The sequence below is a fragment of the Congregibacter variabilis genome (genome assembly GCF_045689235.1).
In the GTDB taxonomy this organism is placed as follows: domain Bacteria; phylum Pseudomonadota; class Gammaproteobacteria; order Pseudomonadales; family Halieaceae; genus Congregibacter; species Congregibacter variabilis.
This window is the reverse complement of the sequence record NZ_CP136864.1, coordinates 101,331-125,222: the sequence shown is the minus strand read 5'-3', so window position 1 is coordinate 125,222 and position 23,892 is coordinate 101,331. Positions and strand designations below refer to the sequence as shown.

Here is a 23,892-nt window from a genome sequence, read left to right as displayed (position 1 = left end):
TCGTTACGGGGGCGTGCCGCCTGCGACAAATTGATAACCCCGAAAAACTGTCCCGGGACCTGGGGTTCGCCATGATTGACCAAGACGCAAACGGAGCCGAGCTCCGATCATGAATATTGCGAGTAAAATCAACCTTCTTATAGCCCTGCTTGCTATTCTGGCGGGCGTCATGCTGACTGTTTTTGTTGGGCAAAGGGACTTCAGCTACCAACGTGATGCGCTGATTCTGGCGGCGTCGAGCCTTGTTGGCAGTCAGCCACACCTTCAGTTGACCTCTTACTACCGCGAACCCGCTGACGTAAAAGCAACACTCGATGGATTTCTGGGCCTGTCTCCGGCGGTAAAGCGGGTCATCCTGTACGACACGGACGGCGGCGTTATTGGCCAACAAAGCCAGTCCTGGGTCCAAAACGACCCTCTACCGCGTTTTCTGGAACTGCGGAAAAACCTGTCACCTCTGGATCGCGGCATTGTGACGCTTTCCGGAGGTTCGGTGCCTGCCGAATTGGATGTGCTCAGCAGCCTGAGCATGGGCGAGCGCACCACATCGCTAACCTTGCCAATCATATCCGTGGTTGACCCTACCAAGAAGAATCTGGGGCGCGAAGATTTTGCCGCCGCACTCGCTTATCCCGAGTTGGTGAACAGCGTCTACGTCACCGCTTATGTCAGCGTCGACATTAGTCGCACAGTGCTCTGGAGCCTGACACTCCCGACAGTCGCCTTATCCGCCGGTATAGGCTTGGGCGTGGTTTTTCTATTCTGGATACTCACACGCATTATTACGCGCCGCATCACAGCACCTCTGGGAATGCTGGCGAGTGTTGCCGACGATATTGCGTCCGGAAAGCAAAGTGAGCCGCTGCGTATTAGAGGCAGTGGTGAGATTCGTGACATTGCTGAAGTTCTCAACGGCATCATCACCGGTTTGCATAGCTACACAACACAAATGGATACCGACCGAAAAATGCTCAGCATGAAGGTCGACGAACGCACCGAACAACTAAGCCGTCGCAACGAAGAACTCGATAGCGCAGAAAAGAAAGTCACGGAAACTCGCAGCAAACTGCGCCACGCTGCCTACTTCGACAACTTGACCTCGCTCCCTAATCGAAAACTCTTCACCGAGCAGCTGACTTTGCTGCTGCGCCTCGCCCAACGGGGTAATCAGAATGTGGGTCTGCTGCACGTAGACATAGACAACTTCAAGCGTATCAATGACTCCCTCGGTGCTACCGCAGGAGATCGACTTCTTCGAGAGGTTTCGGAACGCCTGGCCGCAGGGGTGCGCGACAGTGACGTACTTCATCGTCGTTCCGATGAGGAGAGCTCACTTATGGACCTCTCCCGCCTTGGGGGGGATGAGTTCACAGTGGTGCTCAATCAAATTGAAAGCATAGATATGGCCAAGCGTGTTGCTGATCGTTTGGCCTATGCTGTGGCAGAACCTTACCTGATCGATCGTCAGGAGATAATCGTCACATCCAGCATCGGTATCGCGCTTGCTCCGGATCATGCAGACAACGTTGAAAGCCTACTGCGCGCGGCAGGCACGGCAATGGTTAACGCCAAGAAACGCGGCCGCAATCGTGTAGTTGTTTACGACGACTCCATGGAGAGCGCTAACCGCGAACGGCTGCAGCTAGAAAACGATCTGCGTCGAGCTGTCGACCTCAACCAACTGCTTTTACATTACCAGCCCCAGGTGAACGCGCGCACCGGTGAAGTCACCGGAGCGGAATCTCTGGTTCGCTGGAACCACCCGGATGAAGGGCTGATACCACCTTTTAAATGGATCCCCATCGCGGAAGAGCTGGGTCTTATCGACGACGTGGGCGAATGGGTTTTACGCAAAGCCTGCGCAGACCTGGTGGAACTCAGGGCCTCAGGGCACACCATTCCAAAGGTATCCGTAAACGTATCGGCTTTGCAGTTTCACGATGATTTTGTGGACACTGTGCAATCAGCGCTGCAGGAGTCTGGACTCGCAGCACAATCTCTGGAGATTGAGCTTACCGAAGGGGTGATGGTGAGCAATCAGGAAAGCATTGTCACCATGGTACACAGGCTCAAGGACCTCGGGGTTCGGCTCTCCATCGACGACTTTGGAACGGGTTATTCTTCTTTGAGTTACCTCACCCGCTTTCCCCTCGATGAACTGAAGATAGACCGAAGCTTTGTTGTGGGTCTCGCCAAGGGTAAGCAAAACGTCGAGCTAGTGCGCGCGATAATAGCTATGGCCAAGAGCCTGGGCCTTGAGCTGGTGGTTGAAGGTGTTGAGCGCATGGAAGAACTCGAGTTCTTCCGTGATCAGGAGGTAGATGTCATCCAGGGCTTTTTGTTCAGCCAGCCGGTGCCGCTGGAAGCTCTTAGGGCACTGCTTGCGCCAGAGCATTTCGTTCGACAGTTAGCACTATTGAACCGCAGCACAAGCCAAGATGGGGGTGCAGATGCAGATGAAGGTGGCTTCAAGCTGGAGCAGGCTTGAAGCAGCCTCAGTTAGCCGCTTTTTTTCGCTCGTCTTCGGCCTTTTTTAGCGCCTGAATATTCGTCAGATTCTGCTTGTAGGCCTCGGCGACTTTGTCGATCCCCGAGGGATTCAAACCGCCACTGTTTCCCGTCACCGAATAGGTGGAATAGATGCCAGATGCAGTCATCAAAGCCCAGGAAACGACATTTACAGGAACAGCTTCGTCCTTCATCTCGTTGGCCAAATCGATAAAACGCTGCATGCAGTCGTCATGTTGCTGTGTCTGATCGTCGCTCACGGTTAGTCCTTAGATATCACAATGCGGAAAGCGGCGCAGTTTACCATCGGATCGCAAACACAGACAGCCACTCAGTGGCAGTCTTGAGCCGCAGGCAGGCTTTGATTAGTCTGCGCTGCCTATTCTCAAACTGAGCCCATAAGTGCCTTCAACCGCGCCCCGACAAATTCGCACACTGCTGGCAGCTCTCTGCCTGCTCTGGAGTGCGTCTATTGTCGCTCAGGAACCGACGACGGGTACGCCCAGCAAGACTCGGTGGCGCGCCGAAGTTGGCTTAGGAGGAGAATACGATACGAATGTCTCCGTCGATGAAGTAGATCTATCCAGTGGGCAAAGCGATTACGCGGCAATCATTGATCTGGAGCTAGGCGTTAAACGCACGCTCAGTGAGCGTACAGAAGCCTCCCTCAACTATAACGCCAGTCAAAGTAGCTATCAGGAGTTCTCTGCGGTGGATCGGCTGACGCATATTCTCGGCGCCGACATCAATACTGACCTGGGAAAAAGTAACGCGTCGCTTTCCGCCTACTATATTGACTCGCGACTCGATGGCGATGCCTTTCTCAAATACACCCGTATATCGCCGTCGCTGTCCGGATTTTTATCTCGTCGCTGGTTTGCCCGAGGAGCCTATGTCTACTCGGAACGTGAAATAGATAATCGCTCTTCACGCGACGCCGAAACCCAAACAGGCGAAGCAGATATTTACTTCTTTCATCGCGGCTTGCGAAGCTATTTCAATCTAGGCTACCGGTATCGGGACGAAGATGCCGTTGCCGATGAACTGGACTTCGATGCGCACTCGCTCAAGCTGCGCTACATCAGGCGTCTGGACCTGTGGGATCGCAAAGTAAAGCTAGAGGCGGCGTTGCGTTATGAGGTCCGCAACTACAGTTCGGACGAACCTACTATTAATGAGCCACGAAAAGACGACCGCATGCGTGTGAAATTCGATCTGGAGCTGCCGATGACCCAGAAACTCAATTGGCAGTGGTATCTGAGTTACGGAGATTACATTTCCAATCTGCCCCGCGCAGATTTTACCCAGACAATCTTTGGAACGCGGCTACAGTACAGCTGGTAAATCGTAGTATGCGCAAGCCACGCCCAAGCCTTGGCACCGAACAGAAACCCAAACGCTCAGAGGCTCCCGAGTGTCAGCAGTCCGTAACCATAGATCGTGTCTCGTCCGGGAGGACCAAGGTCCATCGCGCTTTCCAGCAACATCGTGATGATGTCTGACTCAGGGCTCAGTCGACTTAAACGTGCTGCGGCCGTCACTGCAAAAGGTACGGCAAACGATGTACCAGAAGATGCGGCATAGCCTCCTCCCGACTGAGCGTGGCGCAAATCCACGCCCGGTGCAGCGAGAGCAAGATATTCACCACGATTTGCGAGACGGAACACCTGCTGCGCTGAATCCACCGCAGTCACCGCCACGACACTGTCGTAGGCTGCCGGATACATAGGTCGAGCCACCGGCCCGCCATTCCCGGCAGCGGCCATCACCACCATATCCTGTGAGCTGGCACGATCCAAAGCCCTCTCCAAAAGTCTGTTGGGCGGCCCGGCCAGGCTGATGTTAACAACATCAACACCCGAGGAAATCAGCCAATCAAGCGCTCGGATCAAACTCACGGTACTGGCAATTTCTCCACGCTTACCATCAAGCTCGAACACCGAAGCAGCGTAGACCTCAGCCATGGGGGCGAGTCCCTGATACTCCGGCGAGTTTGCAGCGATTATTGATGCTATAGCGGTCCCGTGAAACTCGGGGGCCTCAGCACCCGGACGTGCAAAGGAGCGCGTATGAATACTTGAGTTAACCAGCGCCGGGTGCTGGGTATCAACGCGGCTATCAATCATGCCAACGCGGAGATCCAGAGTATCCAGGTCTGATGGAAAAGACATCGCAGCGCGAGGCATCACTCCGGTACCGGCGACCATCTCCGGGACACCCGCAGTGTATATGTGGTTTAGATCAACTTCCGCACGATCCTTACCCACTACATCAAGTACGCCGTCGCGGATCTGGGTGATATCAAAGGTTGACGGTGCTGCAACCTCCGCAAGCCGAAGCCCCAATCCGGGCAGCTCCGTTACGGTATCGAACAGGTAGCCTTGAGAGGTAAGCTCCTCAAATACGACCGGCTCGGCCATTACCAGCCACTGCTCCTTCAATATTCGGCCTTCATCAACCTCGAGGTCGCTTTCTAGACCATCAAGAATCTCATCAATTTCGTTTTCCAGGCGGCTCTCAATCGCCAGAACAACCCGCTGCTCCACATCATCCTCAACAGATGACTCGACTGTGGCCTCGACAGAATCTTCGACGCTGCCTTCAACCTCGCCTGCGACGGCGTCCGCAACGGTTTCTTCAATGCTTGCTTCTACCGACTCGGCCACTGATTCTTCTACCGAGGCCTCCACGTCGCTCTCAACGCTAGCGACAAGTTCACTCTCCACAGCCGCCTCTACACTTTCCTCCACAGTCGCGGCGACAGCTTCTTCGACGCTGACCTCAACACCCTCTTCCACGGAGGATTCAACGGCTTCTGCCACGCCCATCTCGACAGAGGATTCAACAGATTCTTCCAGACGCTCCTCGACCGTCTGCGCTACGGCGTCATCGATAGTGCCCTCGACCGAGGCATCAACTGTTTGCTCGATGGTCTCTTCGATATTGTCTTCGATGTTTTCCTGAATATTTAGCTCAGTCGCTATCTCAACAACGTTCTCGATGTTTTCCTCGACATTGTCTTCGACGCGCTTTTCCAGCTGCTGCTCCACCCGCTCGTCAATTTCTGCTTCGACAGGATCCGGACCCAAAAAGCCTCCAACGGGGAGCTGCGCTGACACATTCAGCGAGCTGAGCAAAAGAAGTGCGCCAAAAAGAATCGCGGCAATCGGCAGCGAACTGGCAGCAGATTCACCCACAAAAGTCATGGTCTTGTATGATGAGTCCACTCGTCGCGAGCGGCTCATGACCTGAAGCACTCTAAAACTTGTAAAAATATTGAATGATTTCATAGCGTTACCAATTACTTGGGTAGGAACCACCTTAATGGCAGGGCATCTCTGTATGCCGGACTCCCGCTTCCTTATACTAACGATCTCAAGCGTCTTTTAATCCCTGTTAAAAAAAAGGGAATAAAGGGCTTCCGCAAGCGTCTTAGATTCTAACAGGGAATGAATGACGTCGCTCAGTGATAGACAACTCGGCAAAAGGCAACGCCAGGAGCTTATGGCGGAGCTCAAGGGCCTCAAAAGGTTCTGCCTGTCTCTGACAGGCAGCGATGCCGACGCGGACGACTTACTTCAGTGCACGGTTGAGCGCCTGCTGGAGCGAGGCATCCCCGATGATGCACACACGGCGCGCTGGGCGTATCGGGTGTGTAAGAACCTGTGGATCGACGAGCTGCGCTCAAGAGAAGTTCGCACACGTCACGCGAACACGGTAGCGCAGACAGGTGAAGCGCGAGATCTTTCACCGTCTGCAGAGACGCAATCTGCTGGAGAGAGAAGTCTGGCAGCGGTCAACGAGGCAATGGCTAAGTTGCCCGAAGAACAAAGAATGGCCCTGACGCTTGTTGCTGTAGAGGGCAGAAGCTACGCCGAAGCCGCGGAGATCCTGGAGGTGCCCATTGGCACCATCATGAGCCGAATAGCCAGGGCGAGAAAGCAACTGCTGCCGGCTGTCGAGTAGCGGTGCGATTAGCAAGACATGGGTATAGACATAGCATGAAGGGTATAGGCATGGAACAGATATTGAGCGACCAGGACATCGAGCTGCTATCGCAGTATCTTGATGGCGAACTCGCACCCACATTGTCCCGGGCCCTTGAAGCGAGACTGCATAACGAAGCCGCACTGCAATCCGGTCTCCTGCGTATGCAGGAGCTCAATCAGCGCCTGCGTGACGCGCTTGCTGAGCATGACGCCATACCCCAAGCTGTCCAAGCACTGCTTCATGACACCTCCGCTGTGGATGGCACAGACAGTGGGGTTGCCTTTGGAGCAACGGTACTGGCATTTCCCGGACGTACACCGGCTCCTGCAGTTGCCGCAAAGGTTGCTGCAAAGCCCGTTTGGATGTACGCCTTGGCCGCATCGTTTGTCGGTGCCATCGCTCTCAGCCTGGTTACCGACTTGAGCCAATCGCCGCAGAGCCGTTTGCCAGGCAATGACGGTCTGGTCACCGCGGCGCTGGATGAACTACCCTCCGGAAACGGATGGGCGGAACTGAGCGACGGCCGAGAAATTCAGCCAGTCCTGAGCTTCCCCCATGAAGATGGTCGCTGGTGCAGAGAATATCTTCTGCGTGGCGGGGAATCCGACTGGAGAGCCGTGGCCTGTAAAGAGCAGAGCAGCTGGGTAACTCAGGCCGCCGGCCTGGAGTCATATCTGGACCCCTCCGACACCTACCGCCCCGCCGGAGCGAGCGACTCCGCACCGGTAGCCAGCTTCATCAGTCAACATGCCGGCGATATAGCCCTGGGCAGAGACGATGAGATCGCACTTATCGATCGCAACTGGCAGAACTAAAGCCCACTCGAACACCACTACCCACGCCTTCGTGGGGATTAACACTCGCCAACGCTGCTCCTTCCCAATACATCCTTACAATACAGGCGCCGTAAGGCAGGTCTTGGCGACCTGTGCCTTTGCTCTAAGGTAAGGCAGGGGACTGCGTAGCGGATGTTCGTAAAGCCGAACTAAAACTGAAATTAGAATTGCAGACTTGAGAGATGTTAGGGGTGTGAAAGGTGTGAGGCTGGCGCCGAGGGCCGCGATGCGTTCCTATGCTGGATCACTATCGCTCCCAATATACCCTTCGGCACCACCTCAAATGGGGTGTTTCACTCCACCACTGACATGATGACGCTGACGACGCCGGGTTTATTCCCTTTATTTTTATATTTTTTAGGAGCCTTTAGGGTGAACGCGCCGACGAGAGTTTTCCATTAGCGCCCATAAGACATTACTGGAGCTCACCTGCCCTACCAGCCGACCATTTTCAATTACTGGTCGTCGACGCTGTCGGGTGGCCAGCATATCGGCCGCTACCTCAACAATGGAGTCGCCGGGGGTGCAACTGACAATGGTGCTGGTCATAACATCCTGCACCAGCGCATGCTCTGGATCGCCATCATTGTAAATTGCGTTCAGAACAGACTTTATACAGTCAATTTCTGAAAGCACGCCCACCGGGTGCCCGTCGTCATCGACCACGGTTACCCCCGTTAGTTTGTATTCCACCAGCGTCTCCACTGCCTGCACCAGATTTGAGTTGCAGTTGATGGTTAATGGGTTACGGCGCATACAGTCTTTGATGGTATTGGGTGTTGGCATAGCGAGAGACTCTTGTGTTTTTAGGGTGTCAGTTAAATTGCCTGGGTTGAACTATCAACACGAGTGTCTAAGTTACCTCTTGGCTTTGTGCACGTCCACGCCCAGCGCATCGAATCACCTGCTTCCAGTATCTGTTTCGCGTTATGCTTGACGGAACCTAACTTCGGAGATCTACAACTCATGTACCCAGGCGTTCAGTTTGATGACAAAGTCGTATGGATCACCGGCGCCTCGTCGGGAATTGGAGAAGCGCTCGCTGTGCGCATGTCGGCTCGAGGCAGCGTTCTGGTGCTCTCTGCGCGCAACGAGTCAGAGTTGCAGCGGGTGGCCACGCTCTGCCGGGAAGCCGGTGCCAGCGACGTGCTCGTGCTGCCATTGGACGTGTCCAAGCACGCCACGATGGAGCCGGCGGCACAGCAGGTTCTTGCGCAGTTTGGAAAAATCGATTTACTCATCAACAATGCCGGAGTTTCACAAAGATCATTCTGCGTCGATACGGATTTCGATGTTTATCGCCAAATGATGGACATCAATGTTTTGGGACAGATCGCACTCACACAGGCCGTTCTTCCGGCCATGATCGCTCGAGGAGAAGGACACATTGCGGTTACTGCAAGTGTCGCAGGAAAGGTCGGGGCACCTATGAGAACCGGGTATTGCGCCGCAAAGCACGCCGTCATGGGCTTCTTTGATGCACTGCGTACAGAAGTCGCTGCCGACGGCTTGCAAGTCACCACTATCACTCCGGGTTTCATCCAAACCAATGTTTCTAAAAACGCCCTGTCCGGCGACGGGAGCGCTACAGGCACCACTGACGAAGATATTGCCGGTGGCATGAGTGTTGATGACTGTGCAGACGTCATAATAGCGGGCTTTGAAAGCGGTGAGCCGGAAATCGCCGTAGGCACCGGCCCTGAAATGGCCCTTCTTCCACTCAAGCGCGAAAACCCGGTGGCGGCATTTCAAGCTCTTGAACAAATGGCAGCACAACTGCGTCAAGCCACATAAACAACTCTATGACTCGCCTGGGTCGCCGTCGTTTTACCGCCCTCCTCCTGGGGTCTGCCCTGGGGGGATGCGGCGGCTATGAAGTTAAAAATCTCGTAAAGTCAGACATCGATCTTGTCACCGACGAATTCATTATCGAAACACGGCTTCTGGTAAGAGAGCTCATGAGCAAATTTTATGCTCGCAATCCAGATCAACTACTAAATGGCTCGCTCGACACCGTTGAGGCCCGTTTAAGCCAGCTACAGGACACGCCAGGGCCGCTGTCTTTTCGGGAGCTGTCCTTCGCTCAGGAAATTGCTGCGCTTGAGCTGGTGTTCCAGGAGGAGTTTACTGGAGACCGGGTGTTTGCTCTGATCGTAGGCCTGGGGGGCATGCTTCGTCGCGCCTACGGATACAACACAGAGTCCTATCTTTTCGATACCCTGGATTCTGAGATATTGAGCACCAGCGCTCGAAACATCGAGATATTGCTGTGGCGCCTCAAAAACAACCGCAAAAGTACCGGAGATCCATTTCTAATCTCCAGCGCGTACCGCGGAAAGATTGATAATCTCAGTTTCGAACGCATATTCGGAAAACTCATCGCCCTAGAGGACATGATGTCTCGCATCGCCGGAGATGCCGGCGACCGCCGCGTCACCAAGGTCGTGCACACTGCCAGCTCGGTGTTTATTCCACTGCCGATTTGATTGTGCATCGCTTAGGGATTTACAGTAACTACAGACCACGCTACTTATTGAATGATTGCAGGGATTAGCATCGAAACATCAATCGACCTCAGACTATTTTGCGGCGCAGTATTGTCGCCAGCGGACTAACACTACTCATGCTCAGCACAAGTTCAGTCGGCGCCCAAGAACCCGGGGCGGTACAAACCCGCATTGCACAGGCCATTGCTGACATTGGGCAGCTTGATGAGCAATACCATGCGGTCATCGCCATTGACCCCGACGCTACCAAGGTGGCTCGCATGCTCGACGTTCAGCGTAAAGCGCCCGGCCCAATGCATGGCGAGCCAATACTCCTCAAAGACAACATTGAATCTAAAGGTCTGCCGACCACCGCTGGCTCTTTAGCCCTTGCAGACAACAACACGGGACGGGATGCTCCCCTGGTAGCGCAATTACGACACGCCGGCGCAGTCATCCTTGGCAAGACCAATCTCAGCGAATGGGCAAACTTTCGCTCAGAATTCTCAAGTTCGGGATGGAGCGGCGTGGGCGGTCAGACACGCAATGCCCATGATCCCGATCGCACCCCCTGCGGCTCCAGCTCCGGTTCTGCGGTCGCGGTCGCCCTGGGCTACGTCGATGTCGCCATAGGCACCGAAACCTCCGGATCTATTGTCTGCCCGGCATCGATCAACGGTGTTGTGGGCTTCAAGCCCACCCAGGGCCTGGTAGCCGGCGAAGGTATCGTGCCGCTGGCGAGCACCCAGGACACGGCAGGGCCTATTGCCAACAGCGTGAGTCTTGCGGCACGCACTCTGGCCATAATCAGCAGCGAAACGGCACAGAACAGTAATGCGATCCGCCAGGGCCTGATGAACCTCAATGCTATACCCGACTTGAACGGCCTCAAAATTGGCGTGTTCTCCCGCACCCAGGGCTTTGACCCCCGACGGGATGCAGAACTGGATGCGGTCCTGCAGACACTCAAGGACAACGGCGCGACACTGGTTGCGGGGCTGGATATAGAGCCTTACGAGGGTTATGGCCAGGATTCCTACGATGTGCTGCTGTATGAGTTTCGGCGCGATCTCAACGCCTATCTGGCACAGTTGCCCAATGCACTGAGTAACATGACGCTAGCATCACTCATTGCTTTTAACGAAGAGCACGCAGATCAAGAGCTTCGCTACTTTGACCAATCGATTTTTCTCAAGTCCCTAAACCTTGCCGACAGCGAAGAGGACTATCGAAAGAAACGCCTGGCCACACAAAAAGCCATGCGAGAGGATGGTCTGGATCGTCTGTTTGCAGAGCATAAGCTGGACGCCATTGTAGGGATAACCGAAGGCCCGGGGTGGATGATTGACTGGGTAAATGGCGATGCTGACTTTGGCCCGAGTATGGCCGGACCTGCCGCTGTAGCCGGCAATCCTCACATCACCCTGCCGCTGGGTAAAGTAGCGCACCTGCCCTTGGGCATATCCCTCATTGGCGAACGCTGGCAGGACCACAAGCTAGCCGCGATTGCTGTGCATCTGGAAACAGCGCACCCGCCGCAGTAAGCCGCTGGGGCCCACTGCGGCCGCGGTCATGTGCTTGCTCGAGCTGTTTTCGCCGCCGTTGCTGGCCATAGTAAAGCCCCGCACAACAACATACCCAGTGCGGTGAAGCTGACCAGCGCATCCAGTCCTTTGTACTGGACCACCTGTCCCGAAACGATAGCGGCCCAGGCAAAACCGCTGGTAATCAGCGGAGCAGCAATGCCTGCCCAGCGACCGTGCGCATCCAAAGAGCCCGAGAGTGCCAGCAAGATCGGAAAATTGAACTGCAGCGCAAACACCGCGGGCACCAGTCCCGCGAAGAACATGCCAGGGTTTGACGCATGGACGACCATCCACCATCCTCCGGCACAAGCAACAAAGGCACCGAGCAAGGGATAACGCGGACCAAAACGAGCACTACACCACCCCCCCAGCTGGCAGGCCAATGCGGAGGCCAGTAACAACAGTCCGATCTTTGAACCCGCTTCTTCATAGCCCAGGCCCAGGCGTGCGGCAAAGCTGAACATGAATGCAAAACCCAGTCCGCTGCAGGTCACAAACAAGACACCCATGCTCACTACAGCCAAGGGCCGCAAACTGAGGTCCAGGGGCTCTGGCTTATGATCATGATGAGCCATCAGCGTGGGACTTTCGCGGTAACTTGCGATAGCTAACGCGTAGGCAAAAGCCACCGCCGCCGCAAAAAAATAGCCGCCCGTGACTCCCGCTGCCGCCACGGCAATCCCCGCCCCGGCCACCATCGCTGACATCAACGCCACCGCAGACATATCTATGAATCCGAAGCTCTGATCCGGGGCATCACTCACCGCCACTAAACGGGATGTCGCTGACATAAGAGCGCCCACACAAAAGCCAGCCACAAACTGAAGGCTTAGCAAAAGCAACTGATACTCGAAAAGATAGGCGCTTAACAGCTCCAGAAGCACCAGCGTACCGCCGAACATCACGGCAAGTCGTCTGAGAGATGCCCGCGGGGGACGCACAAAAAACAACAATGATGACAGCGCAATGCCCAAAAACGGCGCCGCAACCACCACGCCCGCCATTGCAGCCCCCCAGGTGGTTTCCTCCATCAGCCGGGTAACTAATACAGGCTTGAGCGCACTGAACAATGTGGACATTCCAAATGCTCCCGCGCCGGCCATAAGAAGCCCGGGGTGAGAAAACATGCCAGAGCCGGAGTCAGCGACATCCGACTCATCAAGCATGATGGGTGGCTTCTATTTTTGCCTGAAGGTGCTCGCCGGCGGTAATGGGCAGGTGGAGCGCTGCGGCACCGGCCTCAACACAGGATGGCAAGGCTTCTACCAAGGTGTCACTATCCGGATCCACAAACAATGCAATGGAGTAACGCTCTGTAGATTGTTGCCGAGGAAGCACTCGATGACAGGTTGAGCGATAACGCCCATTACTCCAGCGCTCTAGTAAATCACCCGAGTTGATAACAATCGCATCCGGGCGTGGCGGCACATCGTGCCAGGTCCCACTTTCTGACTGAACCTGCAAACCCCCAACGGCATCCTGAAACAGCAGCGTCAGCATGCCGTAATCCGTGTGTGCGCCAGCACCCATCTGCTGGGGATCAATGGTGTCTGAGGTCACTGCGGGATAATGCAGCAACCGCAGGGTGATATTTTCGCCGCCGTGCAAATTCACAAAATAATCCGTAGGGACATCTAAGGCCAGGGCAAGAAGTCTCTGGAGCCGCTGAGCTGCTGATAAAGCATCTTGATAAAACGCTGATACCGACTGTCGAAACTCGACGGTGGGCCACCGCTCTGCGCTTACGCGCTTTGCGAGAAGGTTGCGCATCGTGAATGTTTCTTTGAGGTCGCCCGGGCGACTGGGATCCAGACTCTCTTCGCCTATACCCTGATAGCCAAAATTCTCCATCGCTGCCTCGTAGGCGCAGCGCTGTTTCGCCTGCTCGGAGCACTGGAAGAAGCTCTTCGCCGTACTGAACACATCGACAATACGCTCGGGGGTAACACCAAGATTACGCACCGCCATAAAGCCCACATTACGAAGCGCAGAGTCTATGTCTCGAGCAATTTCCAGATCGGAGCGAATACTCTGATCACAGTCTACGACAGGTACTTCCACAAAAACTTCCCATGGCCTTGGTAAAAGGTGGCGCTCACGATGGCATAGTCTCTGAAACGTCGCAATTGCCACAGCACAGAACGCCCGGCTTTCTCATCGACAGTTCGCGCAGTACAGTGCGAAGACGCTTTTACACATATTGAGAGGAAGTTGTGAACAAAAGTAATAAATAGCGATCAAAAGCCCAACAACAAAAGATGTATCTGGCGAAAAGGATTCAATGTGCGCAAGTCTAAACACCGCAAGTCAAGAACCACACTGTTTGCACAAGGCAACTCACAGTTCCCCCGGGCAGGTCATGTCGCCCTGCTCGCCTCATTGCTCTTGTTTGGCTTTAGCAGCTTCACTGGTGCTCAAAGCACACCCTTCTCACACGATAACTGGGATGCCCTTGTAAAAACCTGCGTTGTGCCTACTGTCGACCGTCACAGTACCGCCGCTGAATATGACTGCTTTGCCGAACGTCGAGACCTTCTCAACACTTACCTGAACGATTTATCAGGCGTCAGCGAAGCAATGCACCTCGGGGAATCAAGTGACCAGCAGTTAGCGTTTTTAATCAATGCTTACAACGCCTGGACCGTAGCGCTGATCCTCGACAACTGGCCGGATCTTGAATCCATTCGAGACCTGGGTAGCATCCTCCGCTCACCCTGGAAAAAACCTTTCATCCCTCTATTTGGCGACACGGTGAGTCTGGACGACATAGAACACGGCATGATCCGCGAGCCCGGTCGCTTTGACGATCCGCGCATCCACTTTGCAGTGAACTGTGCAAGCATCGGATGCCCTGCTTTACGCCAGGAGGCTTATGAGGGTGAGCGTATTGAATTACAGCTCGAAGAGCAGACTCGACGCTTTTTAGCCGACCCGAGCCGCAATCGTTTCACCGGCGAGAACTTGGAAATTTCATCAATTTTCAAGTGGTACCGCGACGACTTCGAACGGGGCTGGCGAGACAATCATTCTCTGCACCACTTCCTCAGCCGCTACAGTGATTCACTGAAGCTCACAGACAAACAAACTTCAATTCTTCGTAAAGGCGATATGAATCTGAAGTTCCTCGACTACGATTGGCGCCTGAACCAAAGCCCTTGATCAGCAGCTCAAAAGCACTATGAGCCGCTGGTTCTCGGCTAGTGGTCGTCGAGGGTGGGAAGCAAGGGAAGTATCAGCAGGGACAAGGCACCAAGCAGTGTCGCCGCAAGCGCCGCAGGCCAGAGTCCATTGGCAACAAAAGGTGAAATCAAGGCAGTGGCGCCGGCAGTGATCATCATCACGTAGAGAATCACCAGAGCGGAGGCCCGGGCATCATCGCCGTCAGAGGCCTGCAGCGAGCGATAGAAACCCGGTGGCCCGCGGAATCCAAAGCCCATATTGAACGGCAGAAACAAAACCCAAATCACCCAGGGCTCACGCCCCCCCAAGAGGCCGTAGCTCAACATCGCGATGCTTCCCAGTAGCGCAAGGATACTTCCCCCGTAGATGGTGGCCTCGGCGCCAAAGCGCTGCACAAGCCGACTGGAAAGGTTTGCCGCGATGATATAAGTGGAAATCCCCAAAAGCTGCATCACGATGAACTGACGGATGTCGCCATCAAAGGCAATCACAAAAACCGTGGGCATAGCGAACACAAAGGCGAGTAAAGACCCAAGGCTGAAACCCTGACTGAGGGCGTAGCGCTGGAACACCGGGTTTCTGAGAAGCTCCCAATATCCCAGTCGGGAAGGCTTGCCCGAGACTGCAGGAATATAGGGCTTGGAGAGAGCTACCAGTACGCTTAGCACAAGAGCCAGCACGGCGGTTACCCAAAACGATGCGGGCCAGCCATAGGAACTCAATAACCAAACCCCAATGATTGGCGCTATCGCTGGAGCAAGCGACTCGATACTGCCCAGCGCGCCTAAGGCCCGCAAAGCCCCTTGCTCATCAAACAAGGCCCGCACCATCCCCGGAGTCACCACTGCTGCACAGGATGCTGCGACCCCCTGGAGAAAGCGCAGAGCGATGAGCAACTCGAGACTACCCGCCGTCGCCGCCGCGGCCGAAAGCAGTCCGTAGGCCACCAGAGACACTACTAGCATCCGGCGATGATCCAGAATCGAACCCAGCTCTCCAAACAGGAGTAAGCCCACACCGCTGCCCGCAGCGAAGGTCGCAAGAACAAACTGCGCCTGAGCAATACTTCCACCAAGAGATTGCGGCAATCCCGGCACGGCCGGGAGCACAAGATCCGTACCGGCCAAACCCAACACGGTGCAGCAAACCAGAAGCGCTACAACAGCAATTGCTCGGAAACTGCGGGACTCAGGGGTTGCGCGCAAGGTAATCCTGAAGCTGCTTTTCTAGCAAATTCTTCTCTTCATTTTGCAAAAATGCCGCTTCGAAGGAGTTTCGAACCAACAACAAGGCCTGCTCCTTGCTCATACTCAAATCTGTCTCCAGGGCCGCAAAGTTCTCCAGCAAGTCGCCACCAAAATAAGCAGGGTCGTCCGAGTTCACCGTGACACACAGGCCGCGATCCAGCAGGTCCAAAATACGGTGCTGCGACATATCGTCATACACACAGAGGCGTACGTTCGATAGTGGACAGACAGTCAACGGTAGCCGATCAGCGGCAAGCTGATTCAGTAAATACTCATCCTCTATGGCCCGCACACCGTGATCAATGCGCGCCACCGACAGCAACTGAAGTGCATCGTGAATAAAGCTTGGGGGGCCCTCTTCTCCGGCATGCGCGGTGAGAGCGTAGCCCCGTTTGGCGGCTTCGCGGTACAGTGTCTGAAAGTTCGCCGGCGGAAAATCCCTCTCGGCGCTGGCCAGACCAATGGCGCAAAAATGCGCGCGATAAGGATCCGCAGCCGTCAGCATCTCCAAACACTCCGCCTCTGGTAAGTGCCGCAAAAAGCTCAGAATTAAACCCACAGACTGCCCCCAGCCGGACTTCGCTTCAGCAATCGCGCGGTCAAAACCCTCTAGCACAACCCCCAGATCTACCCCCTGTGGCAAATAGGTCTGCGGCTCGACCATGATCTCGCAGTGCACAATATTCTGGACTCTGCACACTTCAAGGTAGTCCTTCATGAGAAGGTAAAAGTCATCGGCGTCGCGCAATACCGATGCGCCGAGATAATACAGGTCCAGAAAGCTCTGCAAGTCACTGAAGTTATAAGCAGCTTCCACCTCTTCCACAGAGCTATAGGGAAGCGACACACCATGTTTCGCCGCTAACTGTAACAAGCGCGGTGCACGCAGACTGCCATCAATATGTAGATGAAGCTCTGCTTTGGGCATCCCCGCAAGCCATTGGGTTACCGGGCCAAACTGTTGCTCAGTCACGTGCCGCATCTCCGCTGGTCAAAGTATTCATGAATAACTCGAAAGCTGCCTCTGCATCGGTGTCACGGCAGAACAAGGTATTTTGGGGTCCGTCTCTCTCTTCGATGACACCGGCGCTTGCCGCCGCAAAGTGACGCCGGGGCGTCCCCATAGACGAGGCAGATGGCATGGTCTTATCAGAGCTGGGCCACCAGGGTTGATCGGTCTCTTTGTGTTGCACTGCAAGCCCGAGCATATCGCCTTCGCAAAAGCGCTCTCGATCCACGACTGCCAGTGCCGCAAGTACATCCCAAAAATAGTACTCGCCCGAGTCAATGAACCACTGGTTGGCATCCAGTACCTCATCCCAGAACTGCGCTGCAGGATTATCCACCCGCGCTTTAAACTGCGCGGCAAATTCCTTGGTGACCTTTACGTGATTCGTGACATCCAGACCGACAAGCTCGATCGGCAGGTCGGAACGCAGCACCTTGTCTGCAGCTAAAGCGTCCACATAAATGTTCCACTCAGCCTGAGTGTTGGGATTGTCGTCGGTAAATCCGGGAACAATGATGTTCCCCGGAGCATCCAATGCGCCGCCCATGACCACCAATCGATCCATTTTGTCGCTATCCCCGGGATAACGATCCAGCCACTGGGCAATGTTCGTGAGTGGGCCCGTGGCGATAATAGTTACCGGCGCCTTAGCCGCCGCAATAGTGTCGTGCAACAACTCAACACCATGTCGGGGGTCTGCTTCGCGCACGCTGGGTGTGATGGCTACACCTGACAAGGTGTCCATGTCCTTTTGCCATTGCACCGGAAACACAAAATAACCATCCATGGGATAAGAATCACCACAGGACACCGGCACCTGATTATGTGGATCGACCAGGTCCAATAGTGCAAGGGCATTCCGCGTGCCGGGCTCGCAGTGCGCCTCTCCGCTGGCTGAAACGGTGACCGCCAAAAGTTCAATGCGCGGATGTCTCGCCAAAAACAGTAAGGCTGACCAGTCATCAATCGCCATATCTGTATCAAATACCACGGGAATCCGAGCTTCAGCCCGTGGCAATTGATCCCGGTAAGCCGCCCAGCCTTGGATGAGAGCATCGACAACGGTCTGCCCCACTCGCTGAGCAGTATCCAGTGCCCCAAGTCCGCCATCGGGGTAATCGGCCGTAGTGCTCCAGGCAGCACTGCGCCCTTTGGGAGGCATGGTGTAGTTACTCGCTGTGCGCAGCACCAGCACCCGCTGCGGATCCACACGACCGGCACGACCCAAGCGATGAAGTGCAGTCAGTGTTCCGGAGTCCTCCATATTCGATGTCATAAAGTCCGCAGACTCACCGGCATACACTCGCAGCCAGTCGTTCGCCCACTCATTCAGTTTCTCACCATGCCAGTAGGTACTGGCTGAGAGCGTGTCACCCTTAGTCACAAAGGGCGGCCGCTGCGCCAGCGGGTAGCCCTCAAACTCTGCGCGAAAAGCCTGCATAGCCGGCGTATCCATCAAAGCAGTCGTGCGGGTGAGCTGATATGCCCACTCGGTCAAACCCCTATCAAGCTCGAAGCTAATGGTATCCAGGGTCCAGCCGGTCGACACATCCTGCGAACCATCGGCAGGTTCCGTCGCACCAAGAGGAATAAACCCATAAGGCCAGTTATCGGGGATCTCCCGAGCGTCAATTTCGTAAACAAGATCACCGTCAACCACTGCACTTGCCCAAGCGGCTGATCCCAAAGACAGGTCTTCGGGGTCAGCACCGGCAATACCTGCGATCAGCCAATAGGCGTTACTCAGGTCAAAGCGCTCATCCAGACCCAGAGCCATGGTCGAAGCCGTCGCGTTGGGTATGCCACCACCGAGACAGGCCACCAACAAGCCGCGATCGGAGTAGTACAGGGAATACTCGCCCATGGTGAACGGCATTTCTTTAAGGTCAGGATTGCGCTCCAACCACAGCTGAAGCTCCCCGGGCTTATCCCCGGTGGGCTCGCCATTTTCAAACATACTCAACACCACCACCTTCACTGGCAGTGGCTGTGCGGCCCAAACCGGTGGTACCAGCAGCGCGAGCAGAATCACAAACGAGGAGATAATGGCGCGGACAAAAGAACTTCGAGAATCGGCGTCGAACATTCAATAAACCTCAGTCGAAAAAGCAAAAACCAGGGGAAATTAGCCGCGACAGAATACCCAGCGCGACCAAGCACAGAAAGCCCACAAAGAGATCTAGGCCTGAACAAGTTCCTGGGGCATGCTCCCAAAAACGCCGTGAGCAAAGCCTGCTAGGCCGCAGGCAAACCCCGCGGCCCGGTCGGTCTTAGGGGGCAACAATGTCCTCAACTGTAGGGGTACGGTCCTGGTATACATCCCATCCGGCCACCAAAGTATCGATAACTTTTGAACCGACAATGTATGCAGACTCCAGCGATGCATCCAGACCCGCGTAACCTTCGTTTTCAGAGAGCAAGTTCGTGGCTGCATCAATTCCCGGCGGTGGCAAAGTGTAGTTGCTCCCGGTTCGCAACACCATGAGTCGATCACGGTCCGCACGACCGGCGTTGGTCAGCCAGGTCAGCGATTGCATGGTGCCGGTGTCTTCCATGGCCGATGTCACAAAATTACCCTTACCGTCACTCCAGTAGTCCACCCAGTCATTGGCCCAGTCATTCATCATGGTGCCGTGCCAGAACGTCATGGCCGCGAGGTGGTCTCCCTTGAGTACAAACGGCGCTCGCTGCGCGTTCGGATGTTCGGTGTAAAGCAAGCGTGTTTCATCCAAAGACTCAAAGTCAGGTAACTCTATGTCTTTGGTTAACTGATAGGCCCATTCAGTGAGTGCAGAATTGGTGCGAAACATTTCACCGGTTGGCTCAGGCTTGTTTTCATCAAAGGGCTTGCTGGTGTTGCGCGCGATATAGCCGTACTTCCAATCCGCAGGCATTTCCCGGGGATCAATTTCGTGGGCCAGGTCGCCATCCACCAAATACTCAGCCCAGGCAGCACTACCAATAGATGCGTCTTCGGGATCCACACCTGCGATCCCCGCTACAAGCCAGTAAGCTTTGCTGACATCAAAGCGTGGGTCCATGCCAAGCATCATTACCGACGCCGTGGATTTCGCGGTGCCAATGCCGGTAACCATCACCATGACACCGTTTTCACTGTCAAAGTGCAGGTCGTGATGTGCGCCAAATTCAAATACCTGGTCCAGATTTCGGCGTTCATTCCAGAGTTGGAATTCCGCCGCCTGATCACCGCTGTCCTCACCAATTTCAAACATGGTGACTACCACGACTTTCACCGCAATAGGCTCAGGCGCTGCTTCTGCAGCCACCTCTACTGTGGTAGGCGACTCTGCACCACAGGCGCTGAGCAATAAACTCAGCATGGGGAGACAAAATAAGGCGAGTTTAATTCGCATGAAAATCCTCTCAGTTATCGTTAAAGCGCATCAATGATTTTGACCTTACCACTTGCAGAGTTGATAGCGGTCACAGATAAATCCATAGCTTAGGGCCTCAGGAGACAGAGCGCCCAAAGGCCGAGCTGCAATCTGGCGCGCAAAATCATCAGTGCGCGCCTCAAAGCGGGCAATCAGCTCAGCTTTTTTTGTCTCTGGCAAAAATGCGTGGGTAATAGAATTTCGACTCAGTAGCAGCAACTCGTCCCAGCTCAAATTAAACGCTTTGACCGCCACATAAAACTCATCGGTAAGATTGCTATCCCACATACCCCTATCGTCCGTAGACAAAGCTACCGGGATACCAGTGCGTAAATACTCTGGAAAGGGATGCTCGCTGTAGTCGCTAACGTATTGCAACAGTAGGTTGGAAACCAGATTAATCTCTACCAGATAAGGACCACCGCGCATGAGGCGCATGGTATCCGGGTCACTGATAAGGTTCACGCCATGCCCGATTCGGTCAGCGCCAAGCAGCAAGGTATCGCGAACATGGCTGTTCGGTTCATCAACCTCACCGGCATGGATCGACAGCCGTACATTATTGTAGGAGCGACGTAGATCCCTGAGTGTGTCGAGGAATCTCAAAGGATATCCTTTGTCATTGTCTTCCCGGCCCACCATATTTACCGCGACAAACAGGTCACTGTGGCGACTCACATAGTCGTAGAGATAGCGAAGATTGTCTTCGGCCGTGGGTGAAAACCGTAAAATGGCCACCTGCAAACGCACCTCAACCCCCGTACCCAAGGCGTCATCATCGCGCAGTCGATCGCGATAGATATCTGCAACATCATCAGGAGAAATTTGTTGCCCCTGAGCGTCGATAAAGCCCAGAACCCCAATCATGCTCTCCATGTACATCAGCCCTTCAGCACCAAAGGACTGCATGTTCAGTACCAAAGCATCGGCGGCAAGATAAGGGTTCAAATACAGGTCACCCATGCGCTGCCAGTGAGTCTGGAAAAACTCATCGCGACCTTCGTAGGCCTTATCCAGTCTCAGACTGTCAAGCCAGGCAGTTTTTTCATCGGCGTTCAGTTCTTCCAGAGGCAGATACTCCTCTTTCTCGCAACTACTGAGTGCTTCGTAGGTACTTTCCTGGACGTTGGTGAAAAGCATGAGATAGGGATTCTGGGTGAAGGCATTGCCACCGAAGGGCCGACAATTATTGATTTTTACCCGGGTGTAATAGCGATAACCGCGCTCGCCCTGCGCCAGTGCCAGGTCAAAAAACCATTCGGAGCGGATTGAACCTGAAAGATGGTTATGCAGATCTCCACCTTTAGGCATGGCATAGAGAAAGCGATACAGCTCCTCATCACTGGCCTGGCGCTTAAAGGTCTCGAACCAGCCAGCGATATTGTCTGACGGAGGCGGTACGGCCGCTCGTGCTGTTCCGACGCCAATGGCCACAAACATCAGCGCAATATTAAGCAGCCTAAAGAGTCCACCGCTGAGCAAGAGCCGAGTGATGACCGAAATCAGACTTTGAATTGCAGTAAAACGCATAGCTCCCTAACTCTCATTATCGATAAGGCCCGGCATCATCCGTCAGTTTGAGTCCCTGGGCAACGCAAGTTCAGTGCCACGCCCGCTTTGTGATGCGCCTGTTTCTCGCATCAGCCCTCTGCGGGGCTTCAAACCGTGCGAACTCACCGAAGCGGACAGATTCAAACATGAACTGCTATTTTATGCGCCAATTTAGTGCAAAAAAGTGCCGCAATAGTGCGCAACATGGATGGCCCGCTGTGAAAGAGCAAAGTACGCATTGATACTTGCCGCGCCGAGGCAGCCGATGCATCCTTAGGGCTCTGTCGAGTAGCGGAAACACATTTGGAATCCAACTCCCCATATTCTCGAGACATGCGTGGCTACGGTCAGCATCCACCCAAGTTCACGCTGCCAGACGGTAAGCGTATTGCCGTTCAATTTGTCGTCAACTACGAAGAAGGCGGCGAGAACTCTGTTCTTCACGGCGACCCTGGCTCAGAAGTCTTTCTGTCAGAAATGTTTAATCCCAGCACGTTCCCCGATCGTCATATGAGCATGGAATCACTCTATGAGTACGGCAGCCGAGCGGGGTTTTGGCGACTGTATCGGCTGTTCACCGAACGCGAGGTACCCATCACAGTGTTTGGTGTCACCATGGCACTGGCCAGAAATCCTGAAGCTGTAGCTGCGATGCGCAGTGCCGACTGGGAAATCGCCTGCCACGGACTACGATGGATCAACTATCAAGAGATTCCTATCGATGTAGAGCGCGAGCATATGCAACGCGCCATTGAATGGCACACCGAGCTTACGGGTGAGCGACCGCTTGGCTGGTACACGGGTCGGGATAGCCCCAATACACGAACACTGCTTATGGAGCATGAGGGTTTTCTCTACGACTCAGACTCCTACGCTGATGATTTGCCTTACTGGGTAGACACGGCCCGCGGAGATCATCTCGTCATTCCCTATACACTGGACAGCAACGATATGCGCTTTTCGAGCGCCCAGGGTTTTGCCGAAGGAGATCAGTTTTACCGTTACCTGCGGGATACGTTCGATGTGCTTTACGCCGAGGGACTTGAGCAACCAAAATTAATGAACATTGGCCTGCACTGTCGTCTTGTGGGGCGACCCGGTCGTTTCCTCGCGCTCCAGCGCTTCCTGGACTACGTACAGCAGCACAACGATGCCTGGCTATGTCGCCGAGTCGACATCGCACGTCATTGGCACGCGCACTACCAACCCAGCTCTCAATGAGGACATCCGGCAATGAACACGGTAGCTACCGCGATAACGTTTCTGGCATCTGCTGCGAGAGGAATGACCGTGCAAACAATTTTTGCATCAGCAACGCTGCTGATCCTTGCACAAAGCACAACACTCGTGGCTGAAGAGGATCAACCCAGCGCTCGGGAACTCATTCAAAGCCTTGGCCTGGAAGGTCATGTAGAGGGCGGTTATTACCGGCGCACCTATGAGGCTACGAATCAGGCACGCATACCCAGCGAGGACGGCGAGCGCTTTAGCATGACCTCAATCTACTACTTGCTCACCGCCGGCGGACCGATTGGACACTTCCACCGCAATCGATCGGATATTGTTCATTATTTCCATCTCGGTGACCCCATCGAGTACGTGCTGATTCATCCAGACGGAGAGTTGCAAACCGTGATCATGGGGCCGGACCCGCGCAAGGGCCATCACTTACAACTCACGGTGGCCGGCGGCGTATGGAAGGCTTCCCGCCTGAATGGCGAGGGTAGGCAGGGCTACGGCCTGATCAGCGAGGCTGTGAGCCCGGGCTTTGACTACCGGGATATGACCCTTGGCATCACCTCTCAATTACTAGCGGACTTTCCTGAGCACCGCAGCTATATCGAGGCCCTCAGCAGAGAGTCCGCACCCCAGCGGTAATAATCCGCGGATTCAATAATTGACGCCCCCAGCACAGCAGCGCACCATCACGGTGCATAATTATCCGGTATAGCGTGTTTACGCGCGCCACATCGCTATGAGTGCGGTGTGAACGCTGCGTAGAGGCGACATAAGCTCCTGATAAATATAACGATTTTTTTAGTGCTGTACAGCCAGTGGATTGGCATCAATCGTGCACCTCTCTTCGGAGCAGTGCCCAAGTATT

20 protein-coding genes are annotated in these 23,892 nt (G+C 54.7%); 10 read left to right on the top strand and 10 right to left on the bottom strand.

Annotation, left to right across the window (positions count from 1 at the left end; translation table 11 throughout):
- Positions 1-109: 109 nt before the first annotated feature.
- A complete protein-coding gene (locus R0135_RS00495) occupies positions 110-2,488 on the top strand; it encodes a putative bifunctional diguanylate cyclase/phosphodiesterase (protein WP_407348306.1) in 2,379 nt (792 codons plus the stop codon).
- A 7-nt stretch (positions 2,489-2,495) separates the two neighbouring features.
- Here the strand turns inward: R0135_RS00495 and R0135_RS00490 are convergent, their stop codons facing one another.
- Complete coding sequence (locus R0135_RS00490; RefSeq protein ID WP_407348305.1) at positions 2,496-2,768, bottom strand: DUF3144 domain-containing protein; 273 nt, start codon at positions 2,766-2,768, stop codon at positions 2,496-2,498.
- A gap of 142 nt (positions 2,769-2,910) precedes the next feature.
- On the opposite strand from R0135_RS00490, the gene R0135_RS00485 reads away from it, so the two are divergent.
- A complete protein-coding gene (locus R0135_RS00485; protein WP_407348304.1) occupies positions 2,911-3,852 on the top strand; it encodes a surface lipoprotein assembly modifier in 942 nt (313 codons plus the stop codon).
- Between the two features lie 56 nt (positions 3,853-3,908).
- On the opposite strand, the gene R0135_RS00480 is transcribed toward R0135_RS00485, so the two are convergent.
- Entirely contained in the window at positions 3,909-5,798 is a 1,890-nt protein-coding gene (locus R0135_RS00480; RefSeq protein ID WP_407348303.1) for a S8 family serine peptidase, read from the bottom strand.
- Between the two features lie 163 nt (positions 5,799-5,961).
- Between R0135_RS00480 and R0135_RS00475 the strand changes: the two genes are divergently transcribed.
- On the top strand, positions 5,962-6,474 hold the full coding sequence (locus tag R0135_RS00475; RefSeq protein ID WP_407348302.1) for an RNA polymerase sigma factor: 513 nt from the start codon (positions 5,962-5,964) through the stop codon (positions 6,472-6,474).
- Between the two features lie 50 nt (positions 6,475-6,524).
- Positions 6,525-7,313 (top strand): anti-sigma factor family protein, encoded by a 789-nt coding sequence (locus tag R0135_RS00470; protein WP_407348301.1) that lies wholly within the window; start codon positions 6,525-6,527, stop codon positions 7,311-7,313.
- 378 nt (positions 7,314-7,691) lie between these two features.
- Here the strand turns inward: R0135_RS00470 and R0135_RS00465 are convergent, their stop codons facing one another.
- Positions 7,692-8,120: a CBS domain-containing protein gene (locus tag R0135_RS00465; protein ID WP_407348300.1), complete on the bottom strand. Its 429-nt coding sequence runs from the start codon at positions 8,118-8,120 to the stop codon at positions 7,692-7,694.
- A gap of 180 nt (positions 8,121-8,300) precedes the next feature.
- Between R0135_RS00465 and R0135_RS00460 the strand changes: the two genes are divergently transcribed.
- The 3 genes from R0135_RS00460 to R0135_RS00450 all read left to right on the top strand — a co-directional run bounded on the left by R0135_RS00460 (position 8,301) and on the right by R0135_RS00450 (position 11,364).
- Complete coding sequence (locus tag R0135_RS00460) at positions 8,301-9,128, top strand: SDR family oxidoreductase (RefSeq protein WP_407348299.1); 828 nt, start codon at positions 8,301-8,303, stop codon at positions 9,126-9,128.
- Between the two features lie 8 nt (positions 9,129-9,136).
- The gene (locus tag R0135_RS00455) at positions 9,137-9,820 is read left to right on the top strand and encodes a hypothetical protein (RefSeq protein ID WP_407348298.1); all 684 of its coding nucleotides are present in this window, start codon (positions 9,137-9,139) and stop codon (positions 9,818-9,820) included.
- A 137-nt stretch (positions 9,821-9,957) separates the two neighbouring features.
- Positions 9,958-11,364: an amidase family protein gene (locus tag R0135_RS00450; protein WP_407348297.1), complete on the top strand. Its 1,407-nt coding sequence runs from the start codon at positions 9,958-9,960 to the stop codon at positions 11,362-11,364.
- Between the two features lie 26 nt (positions 11,365-11,390).
- Here the strand turns inward: R0135_RS00450 and R0135_RS00445 are convergent, their stop codons facing one another.
- Together R0135_RS00445 and R0135_RS00440 are read right to left on the bottom strand one after the other, a co-directional pair.
- Entirely contained in the window at positions 11,391-12,572 is a 1,182-nt protein-coding gene (locus R0135_RS00445; RefSeq protein WP_407348296.1) for an MFS transporter, read from the bottom strand.
- The gene (locus R0135_RS00440; protein ID WP_407348295.1) at positions 12,565-13,467 is read right to left on the bottom strand and encodes an isopenicillin N synthase family dioxygenase; all 903 of its coding nucleotides are present in this window, start codon (positions 13,465-13,467) and stop codon (positions 12,565-12,567) included. Before R0135_RS00440 ends, R0135_RS00445 begins: the two co-directional genes overlap by 8 nt.
- Before the next feature lie 222 nt (positions 13,468-13,689).
- Between R0135_RS00440 and R0135_RS00435 the strand changes: the two genes are divergently transcribed.
- Positions 13,690-14,565, top strand: coding sequence for a DUF547 domain-containing protein (locus tag R0135_RS00435; protein WP_407348294.1), 876 nt, complete (start codon positions 13,690-13,692; stop codon positions 14,563-14,565).
- Positions 14,566-14,603: 38 nt separating this feature from the next.
- Here the strand turns inward: R0135_RS00435 and R0135_RS00430 are convergent, their stop codons facing one another.
- The 5 genes from R0135_RS00430 to R0135_RS00410 form a co-directional block, all read right to left on the bottom strand.
- The gene (locus tag R0135_RS00430) at positions 14,604-15,791 is read right to left on the bottom strand and encodes an MFS transporter (protein ID WP_407348293.1); all 1,188 of its coding nucleotides are present in this window, start codon (positions 15,789-15,791) and stop codon (positions 14,604-14,606) included.
- Positions 15,775-16,806, bottom strand: coding sequence for an adenosine deaminase (locus R0135_RS00425; RefSeq protein ID WP_407348292.1), 1,032 nt, complete (start codon positions 16,804-16,806; stop codon positions 15,775-15,777). Before R0135_RS00425 ends, R0135_RS00430 begins: the two co-directional genes overlap by 17 nt.
- A complete protein-coding gene (locus tag R0135_RS00420; protein WP_407348291.1) occupies positions 16,799-18,928 on the bottom strand; it encodes a nucleoside hydrolase in 2,130 nt (709 codons plus the stop codon). Before R0135_RS00420 ends, R0135_RS00425 begins: the two co-directional genes overlap by 8 nt.
- A gap of 184 nt (positions 18,929-19,112) precedes the next feature.
- The gene (locus R0135_RS00415) at positions 19,113-20,216 is read right to left on the bottom strand and encodes a purine nucleoside permease (RefSeq protein ID WP_407348290.1); all 1,104 of its coding nucleotides are present in this window, start codon (positions 20,214-20,216) and stop codon (positions 19,113-19,115) included.
- 45 nt (positions 20,217-20,261) lie between these two features.
- Positions 20,262-21,767 (bottom strand): adenosine deaminase, encoded by a 1,506-nt coding sequence (locus tag R0135_RS00410; protein ID WP_407348289.1) that lies wholly within the window; start codon positions 21,765-21,767, stop codon positions 20,262-20,264.
- Between the two features lie 324 nt (positions 21,768-22,091).
- Between R0135_RS00410 and puuE the strand changes: the two genes are divergently transcribed.
- Together puuE and R0135_RS00400 are read left to right on the top strand one after the other, a co-directional pair.
- Positions 22,092-23,009 (top strand): allantoinase PuuE, encoded by a 918-nt coding sequence (gene puuE / locus R0135_RS00405; RefSeq protein ID WP_407348288.1) that lies wholly within the window; start codon positions 22,092-22,094, stop codon positions 23,007-23,009.
- Between the two features lie 12 nt (positions 23,010-23,021).
- Entirely contained in the window at positions 23,022-23,666 is a 645-nt protein-coding gene (locus tag R0135_RS00400; protein WP_407348287.1) for a cupin domain-containing protein, read from the top strand.
- Positions 23,667-23,892: the final 226 nt, after the last annotated feature.

Coding starts and splice junctions, on each gene's coding strand:
- R0135_RS00460 (WP_407348299.1), top strand. CDS start 8,301: ATGTACCCAGGCGTTCAGTTTGATGACAAAGTCGTATGGATCACCGGC.
- R0135_RS00455 (WP_407348298.1), top strand. CDS start 9,137: ATGACTCGCCTGGGTCGCCGTCGTTTTACCGCCCTCCTCCTGGGGTCT.
- R0135_RS00480 (WP_407348303.1), bottom strand. CDS start 5,798: ATGAAATCATTCAATATTTTTACAAGTTTTAGAGTGCTTCAGGTCATG.
- R0135_RS00445 (WP_407348296.1), bottom strand. CDS start 12,572: ATGCTTGATGAGTCGGATGTCGCTGACTCCGGCTCTGGCATGTTTTCT.
- R0135_RS00420 (WP_407348291.1), bottom strand. CDS start 18,928: ATGTTCGACGCCGATTCTCGAAGTTCTTTTGTCCGCGCCATTATCTCC.
- R0135_RS00495 (WP_407348306.1), top strand. CDS start 110: ATGAATATTGCGAGTAAAATCAACCTTCTTATAGCCCTGCTTGCTATT.
- R0135_RS00410 (WP_407348289.1), bottom strand. CDS start 21,767: ATGCGTTTTACTGCAATTCAAAGTCTGATTTCGGTCATCACTCGGCTC.
- R0135_RS00415 (WP_407348290.1), bottom strand. CDS start 20,216: ATGCGAATTAAACTCGCCTTATTTTGTCTCCCCATGCTGAGTTTATTG.
- R0135_RS00400 (WP_407348287.1), top strand. CDS start 23,022: ATGAACACGGTAGCTACCGCGATAACGTTTCTGGCATCTGCTGCGAGA.
- R0135_RS00450 (WP_407348297.1), top strand. CDS start 9,958: ATGCTCAGCACAAGTTCAGTCGGCGCCCAAGAACCCGGGGCGGTACAA.
- R0135_RS00470 (WP_407348301.1), top strand. CDS start 6,525: ATGGAACAGATATTGAGCGACCAGGACATCGAGCTGCTATCGCAGTAT.
- R0135_RS00475 (WP_407348302.1), top strand. CDS start 5,962: ATGACGTCGCTCAGTGATAGACAACTCGGCAAAAGGCAACGCCAGGAG.
- R0135_RS00465 (WP_407348300.1), bottom strand. CDS start 8,120: ATGCCAACACCCAATACCATCAAAGACTGTATGCGCCGTAACCCATTA.